Source organism: Paenibacillus sp. FSL R5-0473 (genome assembly GCF_038004565.1).
Classification (GTDB): Bacteria; Bacillota; Bacilli; order Paenibacillales; family Paenibacillaceae; genus Paenibacillus; species Paenibacillus amylolyticus.
Genome location: NZ_JBBORL010000002.1, coordinates 1 through 20,348, shown reverse-complemented (window position 1 = coordinate 20,348; position 20,348 = coordinate 1). Strand labels below are relative to the sequence as shown.

At 37.4% G+C, this 20,348-nt stretch carries 20 protein-coding genes and 2 pseudogenes; 19 read left to right on the top strand and 3 right to left on the bottom strand.

Annotated elements, in window-relative coordinates; genetic code table 11:
* The first annotated feature begins 53 nt into the window (after nt 1–53).
* The gene (locus MKY28_RS30145; RefSeq protein WP_340938146.1) at nt 54–185 is read left to right on the top strand and encodes a hypothetical protein; all 132 of its coding nucleotides are present in this window, start codon (nt 54–56) and stop codon (nt 183–185) included.
* Nucleotides 185–544: a hypothetical protein gene (locus MKY28_RS30140; protein ID WP_340938145.1), complete on the top strand. Its 360-nt coding sequence runs from the start codon at nt 185–187 to the stop codon at nt 542–544. The genes MKY28_RS30145 and MKY28_RS30140 overlap by 1 nt, the downstream gene beginning before the upstream one ends.
* 588 nt (nt 545–1,132) lie before the next feature.
* Here the strand turns inward: MKY28_RS30140 and MKY28_RS30135 are convergent.
* Nucleotides 1,133–2,140 carry an HD-GYP domain-containing protein gene (locus tag MKY28_RS30135; RefSeq protein WP_340938143.1) on the bottom strand — a complete coding sequence of 336 codons (1,008 nt, stop codon included), beginning with the start codon at nt 2,138–2,140 and terminating at the stop codon, nt 1,133–1,135.
* Between the two features lie 643 nt (nt 2,141–2,783).
* On the opposite strand from MKY28_RS30135, the gene MKY28_RS30130 reads away from it, so the two are divergent.
* Complete coding sequence (locus MKY28_RS30130) at nt 2,784–3,188, top strand: hypothetical protein (protein ID WP_100526621.1); 405 nt, start codon at nt 2,784–2,786, stop codon at nt 3,186–3,188.
* On the opposite strand, the gene MKY28_RS30125 is transcribed toward MKY28_RS30130, so the two are convergent.
* A complete protein-coding gene (locus MKY28_RS30125) occupies nt 3,185–3,961 on the bottom strand; it encodes a LytR/AlgR family response regulator transcription factor (protein WP_340938141.1) in 777 nt (258 codons plus the stop codon). The two genes, MKY28_RS30130 and MKY28_RS30125, sit on opposite strands and share 4 nt — an antisense overlap.
* A 355-nt stretch (nt 3,962–4,316) precedes the next feature.
* Between MKY28_RS30125 and MKY28_RS30120 the strand changes: the two genes are divergently transcribed.
* The 3 genes from MKY28_RS30120 (at nt 4,317) to MKY28_RS30110 (ending at nt 7,184) form a co-directional block, all read left to right on the top strand.
* Nucleotides 4,317–5,051 carry a Fic family protein gene (locus tag MKY28_RS30120; RefSeq protein ID WP_340938139.1) on the top strand — a complete coding sequence of 245 codons (735 nt, stop codon included), beginning with the start codon at nt 4,317–4,319 and terminating at the stop codon, nt 5,049–5,051.
* A gap of 284 nt (nt 5,052–5,335) precedes the next feature.
* Nucleotides 5,336–6,349, top strand: coding sequence for a thermonuclease family protein (locus MKY28_RS30115; RefSeq protein WP_340938137.1), 1,014 nt, complete (start codon nt 5,336–5,338; stop codon nt 6,347–6,349).
* Nucleotides 6,350–6,449: 100 nt separating this feature from the next.
* A complete protein-coding gene (locus MKY28_RS30110) occupies nt 6,450–7,184 on the top strand; it encodes a hypothetical protein (RefSeq protein WP_340938135.1) in 735 nt (244 codons plus the stop codon).
* 165 nt (nt 7,185–7,349) lie between these two features.
* Here the strand turns inward: MKY28_RS30110 and MKY28_RS30105 are convergent, their stop codons facing one another.
* Complete coding sequence (locus MKY28_RS30105) at nt 7,350–7,628, bottom strand: hypothetical protein (protein ID WP_340938134.1); 279 nt, start codon at nt 7,626–7,628, stop codon at nt 7,350–7,352.
* 431 nt (nt 7,629–8,059) lie between these two features.
* On the opposite strand from MKY28_RS30105, the gene MKY28_RS30100 reads away from it, so the two are divergent.
* From MKY28_RS30100 to MKY28_RS30040, 13 genes and pseudogenes are all read left to right on the top strand, one after another.
* Nucleotides 8,060–8,911, top strand: coding sequence for a chemotaxis protein (locus MKY28_RS30100; protein ID WP_340938133.1), 852 nt, complete (start codon nt 8,060–8,062; stop codon nt 8,909–8,911).
* Nucleotides 8,912–9,641: 730 nt separating this feature from the next.
* Nucleotides 9,642–9,944 (top strand): annotated as a pseudogene (locus MKY28_RS30095) (PD-(D/E)XK nuclease family transposase); the annotation flags it as partial.
* A 382-nt stretch (nt 9,945–10,326) separates the two neighbouring features.
* On the top strand, nt 10,327–11,022 hold the full coding sequence (locus MKY28_RS30090) for a metallophosphoesterase family protein (protein ID WP_340938129.1): 696 nt from the start codon (nt 10,327–10,329) through the stop codon (nt 11,020–11,022).
* A gap of 82 nt (nt 11,023–11,104) precedes the next feature.
* Nucleotides 11,105–11,392: a hypothetical protein gene (locus tag MKY28_RS30085; protein WP_340938127.1), complete on the top strand. Its 288-nt coding sequence runs from the start codon at nt 11,105–11,107 to the stop codon at nt 11,390–11,392.
* A 252-nt stretch (nt 11,393–11,644) separates the two neighbouring features.
* The gene (locus tag MKY28_RS30080) at nt 11,645–11,803 is read left to right on the top strand and encodes a hypothetical protein (protein WP_340938126.1); all 159 of its coding nucleotides are present in this window, start codon (nt 11,645–11,647) and stop codon (nt 11,801–11,803) included.
* Between the two features lie 353 nt (nt 11,804–12,156).
* Entirely contained in the window at nt 12,157–13,410 is a 1,254-nt protein-coding gene (locus tag MKY28_RS30075; protein WP_340938124.1) for a hypothetical protein, read from the top strand.
* A gap of 174 nt (nt 13,411–13,584) precedes the next feature.
* Nucleotides 13,585–14,503, top strand: a pseudogene (locus MKY28_RS31750) (IS30 family transposase); the annotation flags it as partial.
* Between the two features lie 272 nt (nt 14,504–14,775).
* The gene (locus MKY28_RS30065; RefSeq protein WP_340938122.1) at nt 14,776–15,426 is read left to right on the top strand and encodes a hypothetical protein; all 651 of its coding nucleotides are present in this window, start codon (nt 14,776–14,778) and stop codon (nt 15,424–15,426) included.
* Nucleotides 15,427–15,652: 226 nt separating this feature from the next.
* A complete protein-coding gene (locus MKY28_RS30060; protein WP_340938121.1) occupies nt 15,653–16,489 on the top strand; it encodes a hypothetical protein in 837 nt (278 codons plus the stop codon).
* A 71-nt stretch (nt 16,490–16,560) separates the two neighbouring features.
* Nucleotides 16,561–17,883, top strand: a complete 1,323-nt coding sequence (locus tag MKY28_RS30055; RefSeq protein WP_340938119.1) for a type IV secretory system conjugative DNA transfer family protein — start codon at nt 16,561–16,563, stop codon at nt 17,881–17,883.
* A gap of 36 nt (nt 17,884–17,919) precedes the next feature.
* Nucleotides 17,920–18,516, top strand: a complete 597-nt coding sequence (locus tag MKY28_RS30050; RefSeq protein WP_340938117.1) for a hypothetical protein — start codon at nt 17,920–17,922, stop codon at nt 18,514–18,516.
* Nucleotides 18,513–19,067, top strand: coding sequence for a hypothetical protein (locus MKY28_RS30045; RefSeq protein WP_340938114.1), 555 nt, complete (start codon nt 18,513–18,515; stop codon nt 19,065–19,067). Before MKY28_RS30050 ends, MKY28_RS30045 begins: the two co-directional genes overlap by 4 nt.
* Nucleotides 19,068–19,073: 6 nt before the next feature.
* Nucleotides 19,074–20,348, top strand: a 1,275-nt coding sequence (locus tag MKY28_RS30040; protein ID WP_340938112.1) for a hypothetical protein, incomplete at its 3' end; no start/stop codon positions are given.

Below are 20,348 nucleotides of genomic sequence, written 5' to 3'. Positions count from 1 at the left end.
ACGTTACGTACAACCGATGGAGTCAGATTTATTATCGGAGGAGGAAAGTATAAATGATTGCAACTACTAATATGCCAACTACGCGTAACAACTGGAATTATAACAATTTATATAAACGTAGCTTTAACCGTATGCTCAAATTCGTTTACTGTCTTGTACTTAACGTGAAGGAATTGATCGCCTAATGACAGCGAAAGTTGAACTCGAACTAGCTTCGATGGTGCTTGGTCCATTTGATGAGGACCACCAGTACGTATTGTACGAGGGCTATGTATTGAATGGCCGCCACATTTTCATTATGGATTCTGGCTACCTTTGGTTGCGTCAGGTACACAAGGCTCCGAACATGGATCACCTTTATATCGACGGAGACTCCAGCGGGCTAATTATTGCCAATGAAGTAGAAGGCATGGACATCCGCATGCTCATAGAAACGATTATCACAGAATTGATGCAGATAAACGGTCTCCAGTTCCTTCTCGATATCATGCTATGGACGAAGGATCGTAGCGACCTGAACCTCAAGCTCGAACACCTTCGATGAACCTAACAGCGCTAGTCGCCTATTGGGGACAAGACGCACGCCATTGCGACGTTATGTACTAATTTAGGGGGAAAAATGCCGACATGGATCGCTATGCAGTTTCTAGTTTATCCGAACTTTAACGCGCCAACGGTTGGTCCGGAGCTTATAACGCGATTGAGAGGTGGCCGGTTAAACCGGAACAGGCACCGATTATCCGTTTAATATTCCTATAAATAATAACGTTATCTGGTAGAAAATTTTATGTTTATGTCTCAAATTCAGAAAAAGTGTCCTACCCATATATAGGGGGATTCTTAAAAACATCCTAGACTCTAATCGGTCGGCATTTACAAAGATACGAAAAGTTTTCGGAAAATGTGTTATAAGAGATTGGGAGTCGTTTAGTACGAGTATATCCGTGGTTGACGTGAGCGGAGGTAATGTCATTGAATGAAGTAAATTCAATATGCTGTCTCAACTCGTATATGTATATTTTCATTCTGTAATCCTACGTTCTTCCTCATGATAACCAAAAGGGTGTGGTATCCTCTCAAACATACATATCCCGTTTGAGGTTTTACAATTTTATATTAAAATGCTCACAAGTTATACACTTGCGAGCATTTTTTCGTGTTGTTCCATAACTCTGAAAAGGCTTGGATCTTCTTCAAGACATTGAATGAAAATCTCAACAATATAGGGATCAAATTGATGACCAGCGTTATTTCGAAGTTGCTCTATAGCATAGTTTACATCTAATGCAGGCCTATAGGACCGACTGGTTGTCATTGCATCGAAAGCATCGCATATGGAAACAATTCGTGCCGGCAGAGGAATCTCATATCCGGATAATCCTCTCGGATAGCCCCTTCCGTCCATTCGTTCATGATGATAGAGAACGATCTCACTAACACCTATAGTTCGGAGCTCTTCAATCTCATTAATAATATGAAATCCATATTCGGGATGCTTACGAATAACAGCAAATTCAGATTCCGTAAGCTTTTCAGTTTTAGAGAGGATGTTCTCAGGCACTCCTACTTTTCCGATATCATGAAGAAGCGCACCAATCTCTAAATAATAACTTTCACTTTCATTAAGTCGCAATTTCTCAGAAAGTGCCTTTGCGTATCGGCTGACATTTGTTGAATGAGAAGCTGTATAAGGATCTCGAGCATAAACCAGTTTAGAAAGAGCGCTAATTGTATCTTTAAAGAGGGTGCTCATATTCTCGTTTTTTCGGATCAGTTCATGATTCATCGCATTAATTTGATGATTTTGAAGTTTTAATGTTGCTGTCAATTGGTTAAATCCATTTTCCAAAATACTAAATTCATCCCCTTTAGGATGAGCTCTATCTACAGAACTTCTGACTGAGGCTGTTTCAATTTTTTTAATAACCTGCGATAGCGGCCTCATAATAGGCCCTGCAACCATATAATTGACGCTGGAGATTAAAATAAAGCATGCAGTATACTTTAGGATCTCATAAGTTAAAATCTCAACTGTAAACCGATCATTACCTACAATATACCCGCTGAAAAGGTTCACTGATATTAGAAGTGTCGTTGCCATAATGCTAAAAAGAGTAGCCATTTTGATCCTCACAGCCATCTGAATTTCCCTCCCAAAACAAAAAAAGCCCACAGCAATCCGCTTGGATTACCGTGGTGCTTCCACGTTTGATTATTTTATTATCTATATTATACCAGAATATAGTACGTAATCAAAATAAAAAAATTCCCCAAAGCACCCTGAATTAAGCTGACAACTCTCTAGATAGTGGAGGCTTTTTTCGTATGAGGAGAAGGACCTACCCATTCGTTGAAAAAATAACTCTATTCATTCTAGTACGATTCAAGTATACTATGGTTAATTGAATACACGGTTCTGGAAGCACCAGAGGTTTAGCCGATCGAGAATAGTCGATTGACGTACCTTTGGTGTTTTTTTGTTGTTTGTATGAGGTACTCTATACGTTCGCACATTGGAATTGTTGTTGTGGTAGTCAAATAATCAAACAATAAAGACGATTCCAAACTTGTCTGATTGTAGATGAAAAATGTACAACGAGTACTCCATAAGAACCACCTACAGGAACGGCATTCAATTTATTCCTTATTAACCTAAAGAGAACATTTGAGACATAACTTTGAACATTTCGAACAAATATACTTTAATAGTCCTATATGGATTGGTATATTAGTCATGTCCCTAATAGTTCTTTAGGATTACGTCAATGAGAGGTGCATGCAAGATGTATATGTCCAACGATTCATATTTAGAAAGAGAAAACCCACTAGTGCGAAAAAATAACGAAAATCTCTATGATCAAATTAAGCTCTGCATTATTTCCGATTATTTCCCAAGAACACTTTCCAAGCTCCCTAGTGGCACGATGGAATTCTTTGTGAGAGATGGAGAACTCGCAATTAACTATCACACTACAAAAATTGGACTCAGGGGTCCCAAGCAGGGGTTAGCAGGCGAGGGGATGAACCGTAGCAAACTGCTAACACTGTTATTACTTTTAGAGGATCAGATCACTGGACATCCAGCAATTGATTATGGAAGCATCACAATTACATATGAGCTCCTTGAAAATGGTGAAGTAGATGGAGAAATCGAGTTCAAAACACAAGTAAACCACCGGCGACGCTAAGTACTTTGTGTACGAAATTTCAAGAATAGATCACTAGCATCCATATAGTTTTTTTTAGTTAAAGGGACTTTTTCAGAAGTATAGTCTAATGAAACGTTATAATTTTTTGTAAACATACCATCAGGTTGTATAGCCGTGATATACAGTATGTTAATGAGATAGCTTCTGTGCGAATATACTAAGTTTGGCGAACACATTTCCTTAATCTCTTTAAGGTGTGTACTCGTCTCAACAGTTGTTCCATCTTTGAGGTGAACAATGTATCTATTACGATACTGTTTATCCTTCTCAACAAAGATGATCTGATTCTCTGCGACAGTTACATCACGGTAATTCTGCTTTAATACAACCCAGTTTATAGCTTCTGCTACTTCAGCATCAATTAGCTTTTTTGCATATATCAGTTCTTTAGCTTTGTTAATCGCTCTCTTAAATCGATTTTCGTTCACGGGCTTTGTTATATAATCAACGGATTCAAACTCAAATCCTGCTAATAGATGTTTAGGACTGATAGAGCCTGTAACGAAAATGATTTGCGGATGAACACCCGATTGCAGTACTTCTTTAAAGGCAGTTATACCGTCCATTTTTTTTAGTCCTATATCTAACAAGATAATATCCGGTTTATGTAATTTGGTTTCCTCTATTAAACGTATCCCGGATGATACACAGGAGACGACGAATAAATCCATTTCCTCTAAGTACTTTCTCAACAAAGACACTTGATGTATGTCGTCTTCTGCAATTAATACCTTATATCTTTGTTGTTCCACTTTCTAACCCTCCTATACAGCGTGACCTGACTAGCTTTAAGGTAGTAAAATGCAATTCTCAGATAAAGTATTAAGCCGAAGCTGCTTTTAACTACAAGAGAATAATACCTTTAAGTTAAATATAAGTGTGTCGTAATATGTCGAAGACTGTACTATAAGATGTGTTTTTATTGTTTTATTCGTTAAACAACGTGTTGGTGAAATAAACAATGATCTGTAGAACGTAAGTAAAACAACGGAATACAGAAGGTGATCAATCATTGTCTCTTTTTTGCAACTATTGGCTTTAGCCATGTATTAGTAAATAATTATTTTGATATAATAAAAATAGTAACAGCGAAGGAGGGGAGAATTCATGCTAGAAAAGATTGATGAATTACGTAAAGAGGTAGACAATAGAAGACCTCTTAAGCCTGAACTAATGAATATCATCTCTCAAAAGTTTCGTGAGGAGTGGACATATCATTCAAACGCAATAGAAGGAAATACGTTTACTTATAGAGAAACAGCATTCTTTCTTAGGGAAGGTTTAACTGTAAAAGGCAAATCGCTGAGGGAACATCTCGAAATTGTAAATCATGCTGAAGCCATTGATTATCTACAAGAAATAATCAATGTCAGGGATTTAACAGAACGTTTTATAAAAGACATGCATGCAATTCTGTTTCAAGGGGTAAGGGATATTAACTTCTCTCCAGGTGATTATAAAAAAGAAGATAATCATCTATTGACCATTACAGGTAAGATCCATCAGTTCACTCCTGCTATTCACGTCTCTGCAGAAATGGAAAACTTGATACTCTGGTATGATATTCAGAAAGAAATACTCCACCCTATTCAGTTAGCTGCAATTTTGCATCACAAACTGGTAGCAATCCATCCTTTTACAGACGGTAATGGCAGAGTAAGCAGGCTTGCAATGAACCTGATTTTAATGAAAAATGGGTTTCCTCCTGCAATCATCAGAAATGAAAATCGCGAGGATTATTACACAGCTTTGGAACAAGCTGATCATGGTGATTTTCAGCCTATTATCGATTTGGTCGCATTTGAAGTGAAAAATAATCTGGAGCTTATATTGTCAGCATAAGCAATAAATGCAGCACATAGAAAGAATGATGGTAACACATCATTCTTTCTATGTGCTGCATTTTTTATTTGTTTGGTACTTACTATAACGAATTTGATTGATTTTTCTTTCAGAATATTTCCATTCGTGGAGATATTGCATATTACTTGATCTCAGAAAGATTGTATTTCATATATGCCATTATTCTTTGTGAGTATTTGTACCTTCAGACCTAGATAAATATATTCCGAATTACCTAATTATGCTATAATCCTTTACGGTACAAATTTACTAAGGAGGATGAAATGGGAAGAATAATTTTATACATCATTGTTATAGCAGTCATAATTGCTGTAATCACTAAGTTTTTCTATCTTCTTGTCGCTGGTGCTCTAGGATACTGGGCATATAAGCAATTTAAAAAGAATCAAGCCAAGGGAAGTAAGCAAACACTGACTTATGTCTTAGGAGCGTTTGCAGGAGTGTTTCTAATCCTCTTTTTAGGATCTCTTTCTTCCGAAACAGCAAACAAGACAGAGCCGATCGCTGTGGTTGATACTAAAGAGGACAGCTCATCTAATGCTGAGACAAAAAGCAAAACAGCAGATGTTATTGAGACATCCCAGAGCTCAGATTCCAAAGGAAAACAAACTCAAGGAACCCAAAATAATGATAATAGGTTTCCTGCTACTTTAGTTGAAGTAACGGACGGCGACACGTTAAAAGTTATGGTAGAAGGCAAAGAAGAAAAAGTTCGTTTACTACTTATTGATACACCGGAATCCGTTCATCCAGAGAAGGAAGAGCAGCCTTTTGCTAAAGACGCATCCAACTTTGTAAAGAAGCAGGTTGCCAAGGGGAATATGGAACTTGAATTAGATGTTTCGGAACGCGATAAATACGGGAGATTGTTAGCATATGTATGGATAGACAATAAAATGTTAAATGAGCAACTACTCGAATATGGGTTAGCTCGTGTTGCTTACATATATCCACCGAATACGAAATATGTAGATCAATTTGAAGAAATCCAGAAACAAGCACGTGTAAAAGCGAAGGGGATCTGGAGTATAGAAAACTATGTCCAAGACAGCGGCTTTGTTGAACCTAAGCCTGCGATTGAAGAGCCGGTTGTTGTCACGCAAGCACCAACTGTTGAAAAGAACAACGAAGTTAAAAACGAACCAATTGTAACGAATGTGTATTATAAAAACTGTGATGCTGTTAGAGCCGCAGGAGCTGACCCGATCTATGAAGGGGAGCCTGGATACAGTCGTAAACTTGATCGTGATGGAGACGGTATTGGTTGTGAAAGATAAGTAAGTCAACTATCTCAACAATGGATCAAATACATTCAAGTTGTTGATTTTATCTGTACTAAAGTATCTTTATCAGTTTTTGAAACTTTTGAAGGGTTGTGTGGAAGTGAAGGAATTAAAGAGAAAAAATATAGTATTACCTATTATAATTAGCTTGATAGTCGTTGTTTTATCTGCCTGTGGTAAGCCAATAACGGAAGAACTTTATTCAGAGACCGTCTCACAAGATGTGAAGAATAGCACCCAACTTACACAAGAGGAAAAAGATTATTATAGTAAAGCAATTGAGAACGCAAATAGTGAAAGTGCAGATCTTTCTGCTAAAACCGTTAGTCAAATCATAACTGGTGAAAAAGAGAGACAGCTAAAAATAGCGGAAGAAGAAAAAAAGAGACAAGAAGAGATTAAACGTAAACAAGAAGAAGCGGAAAAGGAAAAACAAGTTCAGCTTAAACTTTTGAATGAGTCCATAAAAGTTGGCTTAATTAAGAAAAGTGTGACCTACGCAGACTCGGATAAATGGATTTTCAGAGACATCATTAACATGACACTTGATTTGATTAATATTTCTGACAAAACAGCCAAAGGATTTCAAGGCGTCATCACTTTCAAAGACATGTTTGGAAATGAGATCAAATCACTTAACGTAAAATACGATAAAGCAATCAAAGCTGGTTCATCCGCTTCTTATGATGGTAGCTTTGAAGTGAATCAATTTATGGATGAAGATAGCGAGCTTCGGGACACACCACTCGAAAAGATCACAGTTGATTTTCAGATGGACCAAATCATCTTTGATGATGGAGTTACTGTAAAGCGTAGCGATATTGAGTGAAATATGACACTACATCGATCATATTTGTGAGAAATTTATAAGAAGAAAAACTTAGAAAAGAATAAAGATTGCTTTGCTAAAAATATAACGGGTACTTCAAAATAAAAAGTGACACGCCTTTAATAAAAAGGCGTGTCACTTTTTTTATAAACCATTATGAAGACTTTAAGATGGTTCTATTGTAAGTTGATGATTACCCTTTATAGAACTGGCTATACATTCACTGGGCAAGACTCCAATTTTATTGATTTCACCAATTTTCCATTCTTTCGTAAAGGAAATTAGTTGTCCCTCTTCATAATTACTGAAAGACACTTTAGTAGATCTTCTTTCATGCCCAACCCATGGATAATCTTGCTCAATAATATCCGTTGGTAGGGGAAGGATTGAAATCCTATGGAATTCACCTTTGATGATAACGCCACACTCGAATACTTTCTCCATCTTTACCCTCCTTCTTAAAAGATAAAATACCATTTATACAGCTCTATCTAGGCTGAGTACTACACATACAAGCTTTGCCCAAATCAAGTTCTACAACATTATTGTTTCATTCCTAATCACATTTTTATTCAACATTATTCTTCGTATCAAATGTAGTAAAAAAACTCAACCAAAAGCATGGATTTACAATCATTTATTCTTTCGAATTCAGTACTTGTTAATTAGATCAAGACCTCTTATACACATCCTTCGCTTTTCCATATTCTAATAGCTACAGCTTTTCAAATAAGAAGAGTGTCTAATGTTCATTCATTTGGTGAGGTCCAACACCGCACCTTCTCCTTAAAAACCATTGCATGCAAAGCAGTGTATAAAATCAGGAAATTAATTGGATATTAATATCGAAGAATATTCTGATTTGGAGGGGTAAAATGACAAAGCCTTTAGCTGTATTAATTATTCATGGACTGGGCATGCAAAAGGAAAACTTTGCAGAGCCTTTTATACATTCCTTAAAAGATTCGTTTAAACAAAATAATACATTGGAGTTCACTCAAGAGCCACTCGTCATTAAACCCGTTTATTGGGCTCAAATATTTGAAGGGAGAGAAGAAGAATTAAAGCAAAAGTTGTTCCATGGTCACGACTTAAATTTTGAAAAGCTAAGACATTTTATGTTTCACTATCTGGCTGATGCCGTAGCGTACCAACCCCTGGAAGTTAATGATCATAATTACATGGCAGTACATGACACGATCAGTACGGCTCTTCATGAGTTATCTGAGGAGGCAGGTTATGATGCTCCTCTTTGTGTAATATCTCACAGCCTAGGTACCGTGATCGCAAGTAATTACTTCTACGACAGACAGAATTCAGCACAGTGGAAGCCAAAAATAATCAATGCTGATTCAGCGCTTGAACGTGGAGACACCTTAAGCTTATTTTATTCCTGTGGAACAACACTGCCTTTATGGAGCTTACGTTATAAAGATTTTGATAAACCTATTCAAGTTCCTAGTCCTACATTTGCGAGTTCTCAACCTGATTTTGCGGGAGAATGGGTGAATTTTTTTGACAATGATGACATCCTGGGTTACCCCCTCAGACCTGTCCATCAAGCCTATGAAAAAGTAGTTAGTGAAGACATACAGATGAATGTAGGCGGTTGGAAAAGTCACTGGAATCCGCTTAGCCACAATGGATATTTCTCCAGCCAAAACGTAATTGATCGTATAGTTCAAGGTTTGACAAAAACTTGGGAAACCGTGAATAAGAATGGTTAAGCATGATCATTCAAAATGAGGGGTATTACAAAAAAAGTTCTTAACTCATGCACGGACGAAGGAGATTAATTATTACTTACAACGAATTGTTGAATTCAAAAAATGGAGCAAAAAATTAAATCTAAACAGTATTGGTATCTGATTATAGTATGTAGGTGGAAAACAACTAATCGTATGTAAACAGGAAAGAAAGCGTATTACCACAGGGTGAAATACCTAACTCAGTGTTTGGTATTGCTACTGATGTCATTGAGAAACGTTAGAACAACAGTAAAGAATATCGGATTTGGATCAGTGGTTTGCAATCTCAAGTTGTGTCATACAAACTGGATCATGACCAATGATAAACGGGAATTGCAGGATAGGGATTTAAGGAGCCGTTGTTCAAAGCATGATAGTAGTAAGACCAACCCTTGGAAAGTAACGTACGGAGCTAATGTCCAGGGATTTACTTGACCCGTGTTAAGATTTTGTAATAAGGAAATTTTCTTGTAGTTCTAAATCTTATTTTTACTGAAGCTGGCGAACCAGCACTGACTGAGATCACTCTGATAATTCCTTTTAAAACAAAGAAGTTCCATTTGATTAAAGTATGTCTTTAATGTTTACGTAAAATCCTCTGAAGGTTAAACTAATTGATATCAACGAATCTTGTTTTATTGGTAGATGATATGCGATTTAAATTTAACTTATCGAAGGCCAAATGTACTCAGATCTGAAGGCGTTCTGACTTAATTGGATATTGTTTCTGAAGGGTGCTGATACATCTTATTGGGAAGTGCTGAAGATGAATGAACCAGGTTTAGGAAAGGTGAGGGACACTTTGCAATATTTAAGTCAGGCTTCGGAAGCTAGACGATTGTATGAGGCTAGACAGAAATATCTGCATGATGAGGCTTCTATGCTGGAAAGTGCAAAAATGGCTGGAGTAAAGAAAGTGGCCAAAAATATGCTTGAAATGGATTTGGATATCACAACCATTGCAAAAGCCACGGGATTAACAGAACAAGAAATTAAAAAACTTGAAAAATGATAATAATCAGTTATAATTTTTGTCCTGCTGTCTGAAAGAGTTCTGAAGTACAAAAATAATTAACATATAAAGTCGCTAGTATAGTGGCTTTTTTTGCATTTAAAGAATTAAAGTTACTAGTTCAACTTCACCCTCTGGAAAGTTGGAATTAATCATTTTATTGGGGCGGATTACTGCCAAGTCCTGGTCTCAAAAGAAATATACTGGGTACACAACCTAACAGTGTATTGATATAGGCATTGGTATATTATTTATGATGCTTGGAGTAAATACAAAATTATTTCCTTTTAATCTGTAAAATAATGACGTTCTGGGATTTTAACTTTATAATGTAATGAGATGGTGGAACTACTCAATAACCTGAATTAATCGGAGTGAGTGTATGATCTATATTACGGGAGACATCCATGGAACCATTAGCATCAATAAGCGACTAAATAGCCGAAACTTCCCACAACAGAAACACATGACAAAAGATGACTATGTCATCATTGCTGGAGACTTTGGATTGTTATGGGATGATAGTAATGAGGATCGGTACTGGCTTAAGTGGCTAGACAAAACCAAGTCGTTCACCACTCTTTTTGTAGATGGAAATCATGAAAATTTTGATTTGCTAGAGCAGTACCCTGTTGAAAGCTGGAATGGGGGTGAAGTACATAGGATAAACAAAAGCGTGATCCACTTGATGCGAGGACAAGTTTTTAATATTGAAGGTCAAACATTCTTTACGTTTGGGGGAGCCGCTTCTCATGATAAAGAGTATCGAAAAGAGGGTAAATCGTGGTGGAGCCGTGAAATGCCTTCGCAAGCGGAATACGAAGAAGGATTAAGAAACTTAGATAAAGTTGACTGGAAAGTAGACTACATTATAACACACACATGCTCAACAACTGCCTTAGAGTACATTGCAAACTGTTGTGACCTTCACATGGATTTGGACGAGATGCATCCATACTTTCAGGGAATAGAGCAAAAAGCCAATTATAAGCATTGGTACTTTGGTCATTTCCATCATGATTTTGAGTTGCCCAATAATCTGAGGCTATTGTATACGGATATGATACGGATTAACTAGAAGAAAAGACTTGAATTAGAAAAACTATATTATAAAAATTAAAAAATAAGTCTACATTACAATGTATTCCAAGGAGGAAAAAATGAAGTATTATCCAATGACAGATGACGTGAAAAAGTTTAGTAATAATCAGAGATTTGCATATAATGTCGTGGTGAACCTCTACACTTGTAAAGATGAGAAAGATGATTATATTAATAAAAATGTTCGTATTGGTTCTAATGAGAACCTCAGTGAGGAAGAACTCATACAAAGAGCAACAAATGTGGTTAATGGATTGATTGATTCAAAGGAGGAGTTCAAGCAGTACGATTTAGTTAAAATTGTAGGAATTACTTTTGCAGGTGCCTATGATCGACATTTAAAATAACATAGTTATTGAGCGCAGGTCACCTTACATACGTTTACGTCAAATATAAAGGAGGTTTCCGTAACCTCATCTTTAACTTATGATGCGCTCACAGTCTTACAACCTTGTCGATATCAGGATCATTCGAAACGACCTACTGAGAATTATCTTTAGGGAGTAAAACTGATAGAACCTTTAAATTTCTTAACTTTGAACGAGTGGGTATTACTTTAAAAGTTGTGACAATATAACCTTTGGGAAGGAGGATAGAGTATGAAAAAAGGAATAGAAGTTAACGGTACAGTTTTTGCCAATCAGTGCGATGTTAATAATGATGAATTTCTTGATAAATTTATAGCATTTATTGAGTCAAATGGATTGGGGTTTGGTGGAGGAAGCAAACAGATTGATGAAGATGGAAAAGACATTTGATGTTGATGTATAACACCAGCTGTCTGACTAGATACAGTGTACGGATGTTATTTGCTTGTTTGTCTTCATACTACTTTGCGCAAAATTCACTTTAGCTCGCTTGCAAAACACAAATTAACGCTTGTTGCACTTACATCCTTGGTCACAGTGATTTGTCTACGGTATAGATTAATCAAAATGGGAGAAAATCCAACTAAACCTAGAGCAAAAGACACCTATAATAGAGGGATCGTTTGCTTCCATTTAAATTGAATAGATAGATACTTTAAACAAAATCGATTCAGGAACTTTACTGTTAATCATATTAATATTTCGTCGTGTACATAGAAGCAAACATAAATAAGAGAAGGGCTGTGCCAGTATTGAAAGGAAAGATATCTAAAAGGTTAATAGCAATTTTCGTGGTTTTTGCTTTGTATTTAGCCAGCACAAATCAGATGTACGCAGAATTCACCGAATTAAGCTTAGAGGAGCACGGAGGGCTACAGCAGGAATGGGTACATACTCTTCCTAAAGAATTTAATTATCTGAGCTTTGATCTAGGTTACAATCCTCAAGACAATATTAACCGTGCTGCTCAGCTTGTCATGCTAAACCCGGGCACTTTGTCTGGTAATAACTTTGGCCTATACACGATAAATAATAAGACAGGGAAAATTGCCTGGGCGTACGACATTAAAAATAAAGTGAAGAATTTTTACCCTTTGAATCACGCTTGGTTCTATAACGAGAGCGGAAGTATATTCTATCAATATTCTACGAATCATGGGAAAACGTTTAATATTCTTAGTTTGGATGCGAAAGGAAAACGTATATATGAGAAGAAGGATTTAAGTTTCTCAAATATCTATCCGTATAAAAACGGTATTGTTCTACAACAAACGGATAGTCTTAAAAATCAATCCCGTTTTATCACACTAAATTCCAAAGGAATAACGACAAGCGAGACTGTGTTAGGTTATAAAACTGAAGTACTGACTTCTGGTTATGTACTCCATTTTGTAGGTGAGAATAAAATCGAGGTTTTTAAAGATGTAACCTCTTTGAAAAAGCCGTTATTTACGATTAACTCTAAAAAGTTTGGTGGTTTTTACGTTGCGGGTTATCATCAATTAAGTGACGGTACACTAATTGTAGAATATGCAAGATCCAATTCATATGGTGGACAGAAATTAATGGCTTATGGAGTTAATGGTAAACTCAAATGGGACACCGTGCTTGATAGAAACATGAATATTTCTATGCATTCAACCGGAAGTAAACTATTAATTGATAACAAATCTGAACACAGTATCACTTTATATGATCATAACTTCAAAAAGCTGTTTTCTCGTACGTATGAAGGAGAGCTTAATTTTAATGGTTTAATGAGCTCCTATCGAAACGATAGCTATATTGAGTATACTAGCTTTGGGACCATTGATGACAAATGGGGAGAGAGGTATACCTTAATGAAAGATAATGGAGACATTATACTTAGTAAATATTTTATTTTAGATGATGTGCATAAGAGTAACTTTGCATATGACTCGTCCGAAAATGTGGTCTATCGCACCGTGATTAGCGACCACCGATATAATCTGATCAAATACAAGGTAACTAAATAGTAGTTGGAGTGCCGTTGATAACAACAATCAACGGCTTTTTATATTCTATGAAGTTTCAATACTTTATTTGGAATTCAGTAATGAACTTAGTTTATGAAATAATGTGTAGAATGATGCTTCATACACCACATTCACACAAGGTGAAACCACCATGAGTACGCACATATTAGCATAATGAAACGCAGTAAGCTGAAAATCCTCCACCAACAGGAGAAAAGTGTCAGGCCATCGCCCATGTTACTGGTATTATCGTGCCACCATTTGTCGAGAACTCCGTCGGAAACGAAACGCAGAATTCCTATCGTGTGCAGCGATCTCAGGAGAGCTATGTTCAGCGACGTATGACCTCCATCCCCTCCAGAAAATGGTCACCACAGCAGTCTACCCTCATCAAAGAAAAACTCCGGGCTACGTGGCCTCCTGAGCAACTTGTAGAATGTCTTCGTCAAGAAGGACGGTCTGTAGTCTGCTTCAAAACGATCATTCGTCGGCAGTATTCAGGCCCGATTGGTGAAAGGCATACCTTACTGTGCTAGGTCATAGTGGTAAACGGCAGAAGCCTGCCGAGACACGCGTCAAGTTCGCTTTGGATATGACCATCTCTCAGCGTCCGAAAGAAGTTCGATCCCGCGAAACCTTTGGCATTGGGAGCCCGATACGATCGTCTCGTGCTGTGGGAAAAGCAAGGGCAGTTTAGTTAGCTACGTTCATCGAACGTAGGACCCGCCTATATGCCGCCATTCCCAGGCCTGACCATATAGGTTTGTCCATAGAGATTGCTTTTGGTAGCAGCTTCGCAGTACCCTGATGGTGCATTTCAAACCGCTCCTGCAGATCGTGGCAAGGAGTTCGCCTGTTACGCCAGCCCGGAAGCCGCTCATGGGCTACAGGTGTATTTCGCAGATCCGTATTTTCCCTGGCAACGCGGCTCGAATGAGAATGCCAATGGCCTCTTGCGAGAGTTTTCCACAAGGGGACAGATTGCGCGGATGAAGCCTTGGAAACTACATTGCGCTTAATCAACCACAGACCACGAAAATGTTTGGGTTGGAGAACCGCTCACGAATCCTTTTTAGAGGAGCTGTCGCGCTTAGCTTTACAATCCGTCATAAGTGAATTTGCTTATACCTACGGTCTTCTTTGTTTGGTACAGTTGTATATCAAATGAAAGTAATTAATAACCATAACCTAATGCAGGTTTGCAAATGAATGTTACAATTTCACATAAAATAGAGAAATATTATATTAAACCAATTAATTATATGGTTCTTTGAGACTAGTTATATTTGTTATTTTATAAATATATAGACCTATTTTTATTGTGCTGATATAATAATGGAAAATGTTAGGTTGGAGGATTGAATAATGAAACAAAGAGTAAAAATAATATCTGCGTTCCTGTGTGGTGCGATATTTTTCTCAGGAGTTTCTTATGCAGCGGAAAATTATTTAAAAGCTGTACCTGTGAAAAATAGCAAAATACTAGTTAATGGTTCAGAAGCGGTATTCGAAGGTCAAGCAGTTACGATTAATAATCGCGTATACATGCCATTAAAGGAATTAGGTCAAGAGGTTGGGTTTTCTGTTTCATCTGGAAGTATTATTCAAATCAATAAGTTCGAAAAGCTGCCGCTTACTGTTACACGTGAGGGTGTAACTATCACTTTAAATTCTCTGAGTAAAATTGATGGTAAAGTACAATTAAATATTACAGTGAAAAATAATAGCGATAAGAGAGTTGATGTTGATCTCTCGCAAGTTAGAGCAGATGATAATGTTAAAGGTAGAAAGATGTACACGACTAGTGCATCAAGTTTTTTCACACCAATCAATGATAACTGGAGTCTAGCCTCTAAAAAATTCTTAGATGATCCAGTAGATAGTAAAAGTGAAGTGACGGGCAATATGCAAATATCAAGTGTTTCAAAAGGAACTAAAAACATATATTTTTTCTTTGAATCACATAGCATACCAACATCATTTTCGTTTTATGTTGATACAGAAGGATTGTTTTAATTTGATAATGTAACGATAGGCCAAAGATAGAATCAAGTTACCATTTACGGTTGAAATAACACTATTAATAACAGTAAGTCCGATATGCTATATGGGAGCATCACACTTCAATACCAATTACATATATCTACACATGTAACGAGTGCGGCATATTACGAGAGCCACTTTAGAGTGAAAACAAAAAAGAAGAATACTAGTTAGTAGACCTAATAATGGAGGAATAGAAATGAATATGGTTCGCGGTATTACGTTGGCTGAGAACGAGATTGTCATCCGGGAATATGAAGCCTCAGCTTTATATGTTCCTAAAGGAGAAGGGTATGTAATTGTAACGAATCGGAGAGTTATCTTTACTGGTAACTCAGAATCTGTTGCGGGTACTGGACTCATTATCCGAGATGCTAAAATCGATACAATTACCGGTGTCATGGCAGGCCTAGTTCGTCATCGTAGTTTTAAAATGCTTATCTTTGGAGCTATTATTGGACTTCTTGGCTTGATTATGACAATGAATAATTCTACATTAATCTCGTGGATTTTACTCATTATTGGTTCCATAATGGTGTACTTTGGCTTGAAATCTAAAGGCGTGTTGATGCACATCAACATTTTTGGAGCACAATCTTCTTCTGCTCTAAGTGTTGCAGTTGAAGCAAGCACATTATTCTCGCGCGTCACAAATAACCAGGCGCTCATGACAATCACCGCTGCTGCACCGGGCCGTCATACTGAACAAATGCTGCGTGAATTAGGAGCTCTGATTCAGGATGTACAAGTAATGGGCGATATGGCAATTGAAAAATGGAAAGATATACCCATGACAGAAGGAACCATACTGAACATTCCAGTAAGTGAGCAACTATCGTCTTCTTTCAATACAGTGATACAAACTGCAAACAAAGTTAAAGAAACGACTGTTACAGCATCTCGTAATCTACAACAACAAATGAATAAAACGGACGATAAGAATCCTTCAGATTCACTAACAAACCAGTGCAAATGCGGCAATGCTTATGGAATAAACGCTGTTTTTTGTCCAGAATGTGGTGCAAAAACGAGTTAACAAATACATAGATTGAGGAAAAAAGAGCCAATGTTTTTTTAATGGACTCTTTTTTTCTGAGGAGGAAAACCTTGAGTCTTCTGAAAAATAATATTGTTAATGGTCAGCAACTTCATACACTAACACCTAATGAAGTAAAATGGATAGATGAGCCTCAGGCCAATTATGGAATACCAGGAGTAGACCGAACAGGAGTTATGCTTCATCCTTTACTTCTTCAACGTCATCTTCTCTTTGTAGGTTCGATTGGAAGCGGAAAGACAGTTTCCATGGATCATGTTGTTCGTGCACTACGTAGCGGGGCAACAAGTGACGATGTGTTTATCTTCTTTGATGCCAAAGGGGATTATTTGAAAAAGTTCTATCGAACAGGAGATTATGTTCTCACTAACGAAAGTGATAATGTAGAAGGTAGGGTACGATGGAACATCTTCCAAGATATTATTGCGACACCATTAGAGAAACGAGATGAAGTCATCTGGGAGATCGCTTCTTCTTTATTTAAAGACGATATTGAACGATCGTCAGCACCCATCTTTGCGACAGGAGCTCGAGATTTATTAGCTGCTATTTTAAGCGCAAAAGTAAGGGGAATGGAAAAAGAAGGGGGAACCGAGGATCATGAAACCCTGATTCAATGGGTAAAGAAGGCAAGCGATGTTTCTATTCGAAATTTGCTGTTAAATCATCAAGATTTATCATGGGTTCGTAGTTACATAAGTAAAGAGAATAATCCAAACACCAACCAATCTTTCTTGATGCATTTGTATCAGAACCTTTTTGGTGTGTTTAATGGTGCTTTTAGAGAAGCAGGAGACTTTTCTCTCACTAAATCCATACAAGAACGTGATGGTAGAGCCATCTTCCTTGAGTACGATATTGCAAGTTCAAATGTATTAAAACCCATCTATACGATGATCTTAGATATTGCTATGAAAAATATACTCGGTACTAAAGAGGAACAGTGTCGTGGAAATGTATATTTCATTCTTGATGAATTTCCACTTATTCCAAAGCTAAACTATATGGATAACGCACTAAATTTCGGACGTTCCCTGGGTGTTCGAATCATCGCAGGTATTCAAAACATCGGACAAGTGAAACATGTATATTCAGAGTCACTGGCGGATAGTATTTTGAGTGGATTTGGTACGGTATTTGCATTCCGACTCTTCGATGAACCAAGCCGCTCCTATATCACAAATCGTCACGGGAAAAACCAACGGCTGATTGCTTATTCCTCATCTAATGCAAACAAAGGTATACAAGAACATCTCGTAGATGGAAATGTTATAGAAGACTGGGATCTTACAGATTTAAAGATTGGACAATGTATTATATCACCATTTAATGGAGAGCCTTTCCGTTTCTACCCAGCCAAACCTAAATCTTAAGGATGTTAACGTTAATAGAGTAGGAGTGATTTTATTTTGATTAATAAAGATCTGAGTTATGTGCGTGTAGGCAGAGGTCTCGGAGAGTTTCCGGCAGACAATGAATCTAAAATGTTTGTGGTAGCAAATGGTTTTCAGGAGTTTGAACTAAGTCAATTTGAATACACCGTTTGGGAGCAAATCCATCGCTTTGAAACACTAGCAGCTTGGGAATATGCCATTCTACAAAAGGTTAAAAACATTCCGAATTTTGATTTCTCAAAAATTGTTCGTAGACTCATCGAGAGAAAACTCATTATGCCATGGTCTTTTTCCGACATGCAAGATAAGAATTTGATAAACCTACAAGTAACACGATACGGATATGCACATGGTCTGATCAATGAGGAATATCTCATTGGGGATTCTAATGCAAATAAGACCTTTGTATTCACCAAGGATCAATACGATGTGTGGAATGCAGCTGCTGGGAAGGTTATGTTGCTGGAAGTGATTGATACCCTAATGGATCAACGCGGAATTAATTTTGAAACTGCGATCTCACTGTTTAATATACATGGTCTTAAATTATACAAGCTCACACTATGGGGACTAGAGTATGTTAATGCAGACCAACTGGAGGTGCAAGCATGAGCTCAATTATGATTGGTGCTGGTCAAGAGCTAGGAAAGTTTCAGCATAAAGATGGCCTTGTTCATTATGGGGTGCAATTTGAGAAACAACGATTGCTGCTCGAAGAGCATCGTTATAAAGTGTGGCAAGTTGCACAAATGGCATCTTACAGCGTTGAAAAATTCACAGTATTACTGGACCTGGAATCACACGTTATTCAAGGTCACATCGATGCTCTTAAGGAGCAAGGACTTGTCTTTGAATCGAGGGACATACTTTCAACCTCGTTTAGAACAAAACATATTGCTATTACTAAAGGGTACATAGAATTAAAAAATGATGGAGAGTTTGAATTGACAGAGTTCCTTGGCGCTCCTCCCGTATCACTACCATTAATCACAGCTACTGTTTGGCGTTTGGCAAATCCTCTTTTCTCATTAGAATCGCTTGTTGAAAATCTCGTCCAAGTCATGGATATGCCTAAAGTTGATATTGTAGTCATGTTATCCGAAGCTATTATATTTCTGGTCAGTAATGGATTTATGGCCATTGACCGTTTACCCGAAGCGTAAAAATCAATGAATATAAAGGACATAATAGCAGGTGCATCCAAAAAGACAAGCGAAGCGACACAAAAAGTAAGAAGTAGCACGGTCAACTTATATAGGAATCAAAAGGCGAACTTACTTGTTGGCAAATCTCCTGAAGCACATATAAAATCAACAGAAAGAATGAAGGAAGCTCTTTCTGATCCAAGTAAAATGCCGAGATACAGTTTAGAAGACCTGATAAGTAAAATCCATATAGGATTAGATGTAGGAACAGAATTAGGGTTATCCGGATTAAACCATTATACAAAGGTTTTCGATGCTTCAACAGGTACAACCTTGAAACAAAGTGTTAAAGATACATTAGGTCAAATAAGATCTGGCATTGAATACTCATCACACGCTACAAAATTAAAACAGAGCCAATTGGAGAAGTACCAGAAAAGTTGGGATAATAAAACTCCCGAAGAAAAGCAAGTTGAATTAAATAAGTTGCGAGATAAAATTCAAGAGAGAGAAAATCTTGAGAGTCTTTATAATAAGTTGCATTCTGAACAAATTGACAAGGAGCAAGGGTTAGAAAATTATCAGGAAACCTTAAATGCGTCAAAAGATGAAGAGAATGAAAATAAGGATTTAGAACATTTAGCAGCACAACAACAGGAAATAGAAATCACTAGGAACATTGAAACAGACCAGGTCGGACAAAATTCTATCTCGGAGACTGAATTGAAAGAAGACTCTTTAGATGAATCTTTAGTTTCAGAGAGTCTATTTGGTAGCGGATTTGAAGATTTAGAAAATATGGCAGCTGAACTTCAAAAGCAAGAAGAGATTAATGTGGCCGAACAACAGGGGCCTGAAGTTCAGCAGGAAGAATTACAACTGCAGGAACTAGAAGCTGAGCAAGAAGAATTTCAACAACAACATAAAACTGAAGCAGAGCAAGAAGATGTTCAGCAGCAGGAACAATTGTCTGAACTTGAGGTCGAACAAGAAGCAGAGCAGGTATCTGAACCTGAGGTGGAACAAGAAGCAGAACAGGTATCTGAACCTGAGGTGGAACAAGAAGCAGAGCAGGTATCTGAACCTGAGGTGGAACAAGAAGCAGAACAGGTATCTGAACTTGAGGTCGAACAAGAAGCAGAACAGGTATCTGAACTTGAGGTCGAACAAGAAGCAGAGCAGGTATCCGAACCTGAGGTGGAACAAGAAGCAGAGCAGCTATCTGAACCTGAGGTGGAACAAGAAGCAGAGCAGCTATCTGAACTTGAGGTCGAACAAGAACCAGAGCAGGTATCCGAG

Excerpts from the sequence above, each read along its gene's own strand:
- MKY28_RS30145 (WP_340938146.1), top strand. The coding sequence starts at position 54 with ATGATTGCAACTACTAATATGCCAACTACGCGTAACAACTGGAATTAT.
- MKY28_RS30140 (WP_340938145.1), top strand. The coding sequence starts at position 185 with ATGACAGCGAAAGTTGAACTCGAACTAGCTTCGATGGTGCTTGGTCCA.
- MKY28_RS30135 (WP_340938143.1), bottom strand. The coding sequence starts at position 2,140 with ATGGCTGTGAGGATCAAAATGGCTACTCTTTTTAGCATTATGGCAACG.
- MKY28_RS30130 (WP_100526621.1), top strand. The coding sequence starts at position 2,784 with ATGTATATGTCCAACGATTCATATTTAGAAAGAGAAAACCCACTAGTG.
- MKY28_RS30120 (WP_340938139.1), top strand. The coding sequence starts at position 4,317 with ATGCTAGAAAAGATTGATGAATTACGTAAAGAGGTAGACAATAGAAGA.
- MKY28_RS30115 (WP_340938137.1), top strand. The coding sequence starts at position 5,336 with ATGGGAAGAATAATTTTATACATCATTGTTATAGCAGTCATAATTGCT.
- MKY28_RS30105 (WP_340938134.1), bottom strand. The coding sequence starts at position 7,628 with ATGGAGAAAGTATTCGAGTGTGGCGTTATCATCAAAGGTGAATTCCAT.
- MKY28_RS30100 (WP_340938133.1), top strand. The coding sequence starts at position 8,060 with ATGACAAAGCCTTTAGCTGTATTAATTATTCATGGACTGGGCATGCAA.
- MKY28_RS30090 (WP_340938129.1), top strand. The coding sequence starts at position 10,327 with ATGATCTATATTACGGGAGACATCCATGGAACCATTAGCATCAATAAG.
- MKY28_RS30085 (WP_340938127.1), top strand. The coding sequence starts at position 11,105 with ATGAAGTATTATCCAATGACAGATGACGTGAAAAAGTTTAGTAATAAT.
- MKY28_RS30080 (WP_340938126.1), top strand. The coding sequence starts at position 11,645 with ATGAAAAAAGGAATAGAAGTTAACGGTACAGTTTTTGCCAATCAGTGC.
- MKY28_RS30065 (WP_340938122.1), top strand. The coding sequence starts at position 14,776 with ATGAAACAAAGAGTAAAAATAATATCTGCGTTCCTGTGTGGTGCGATA.
- MKY28_RS30060 (WP_340938121.1), top strand. The coding sequence starts at position 15,653 with ATGAATATGGTTCGCGGTATTACGTTGGCTGAGAACGAGATTGTCATC.
- MKY28_RS30045 (WP_340938114.1), top strand. The coding sequence starts at position 18,513 with ATGAGCTCAATTATGATTGGTGCTGGTCAAGAGCTAGGAAAGTTTCAG.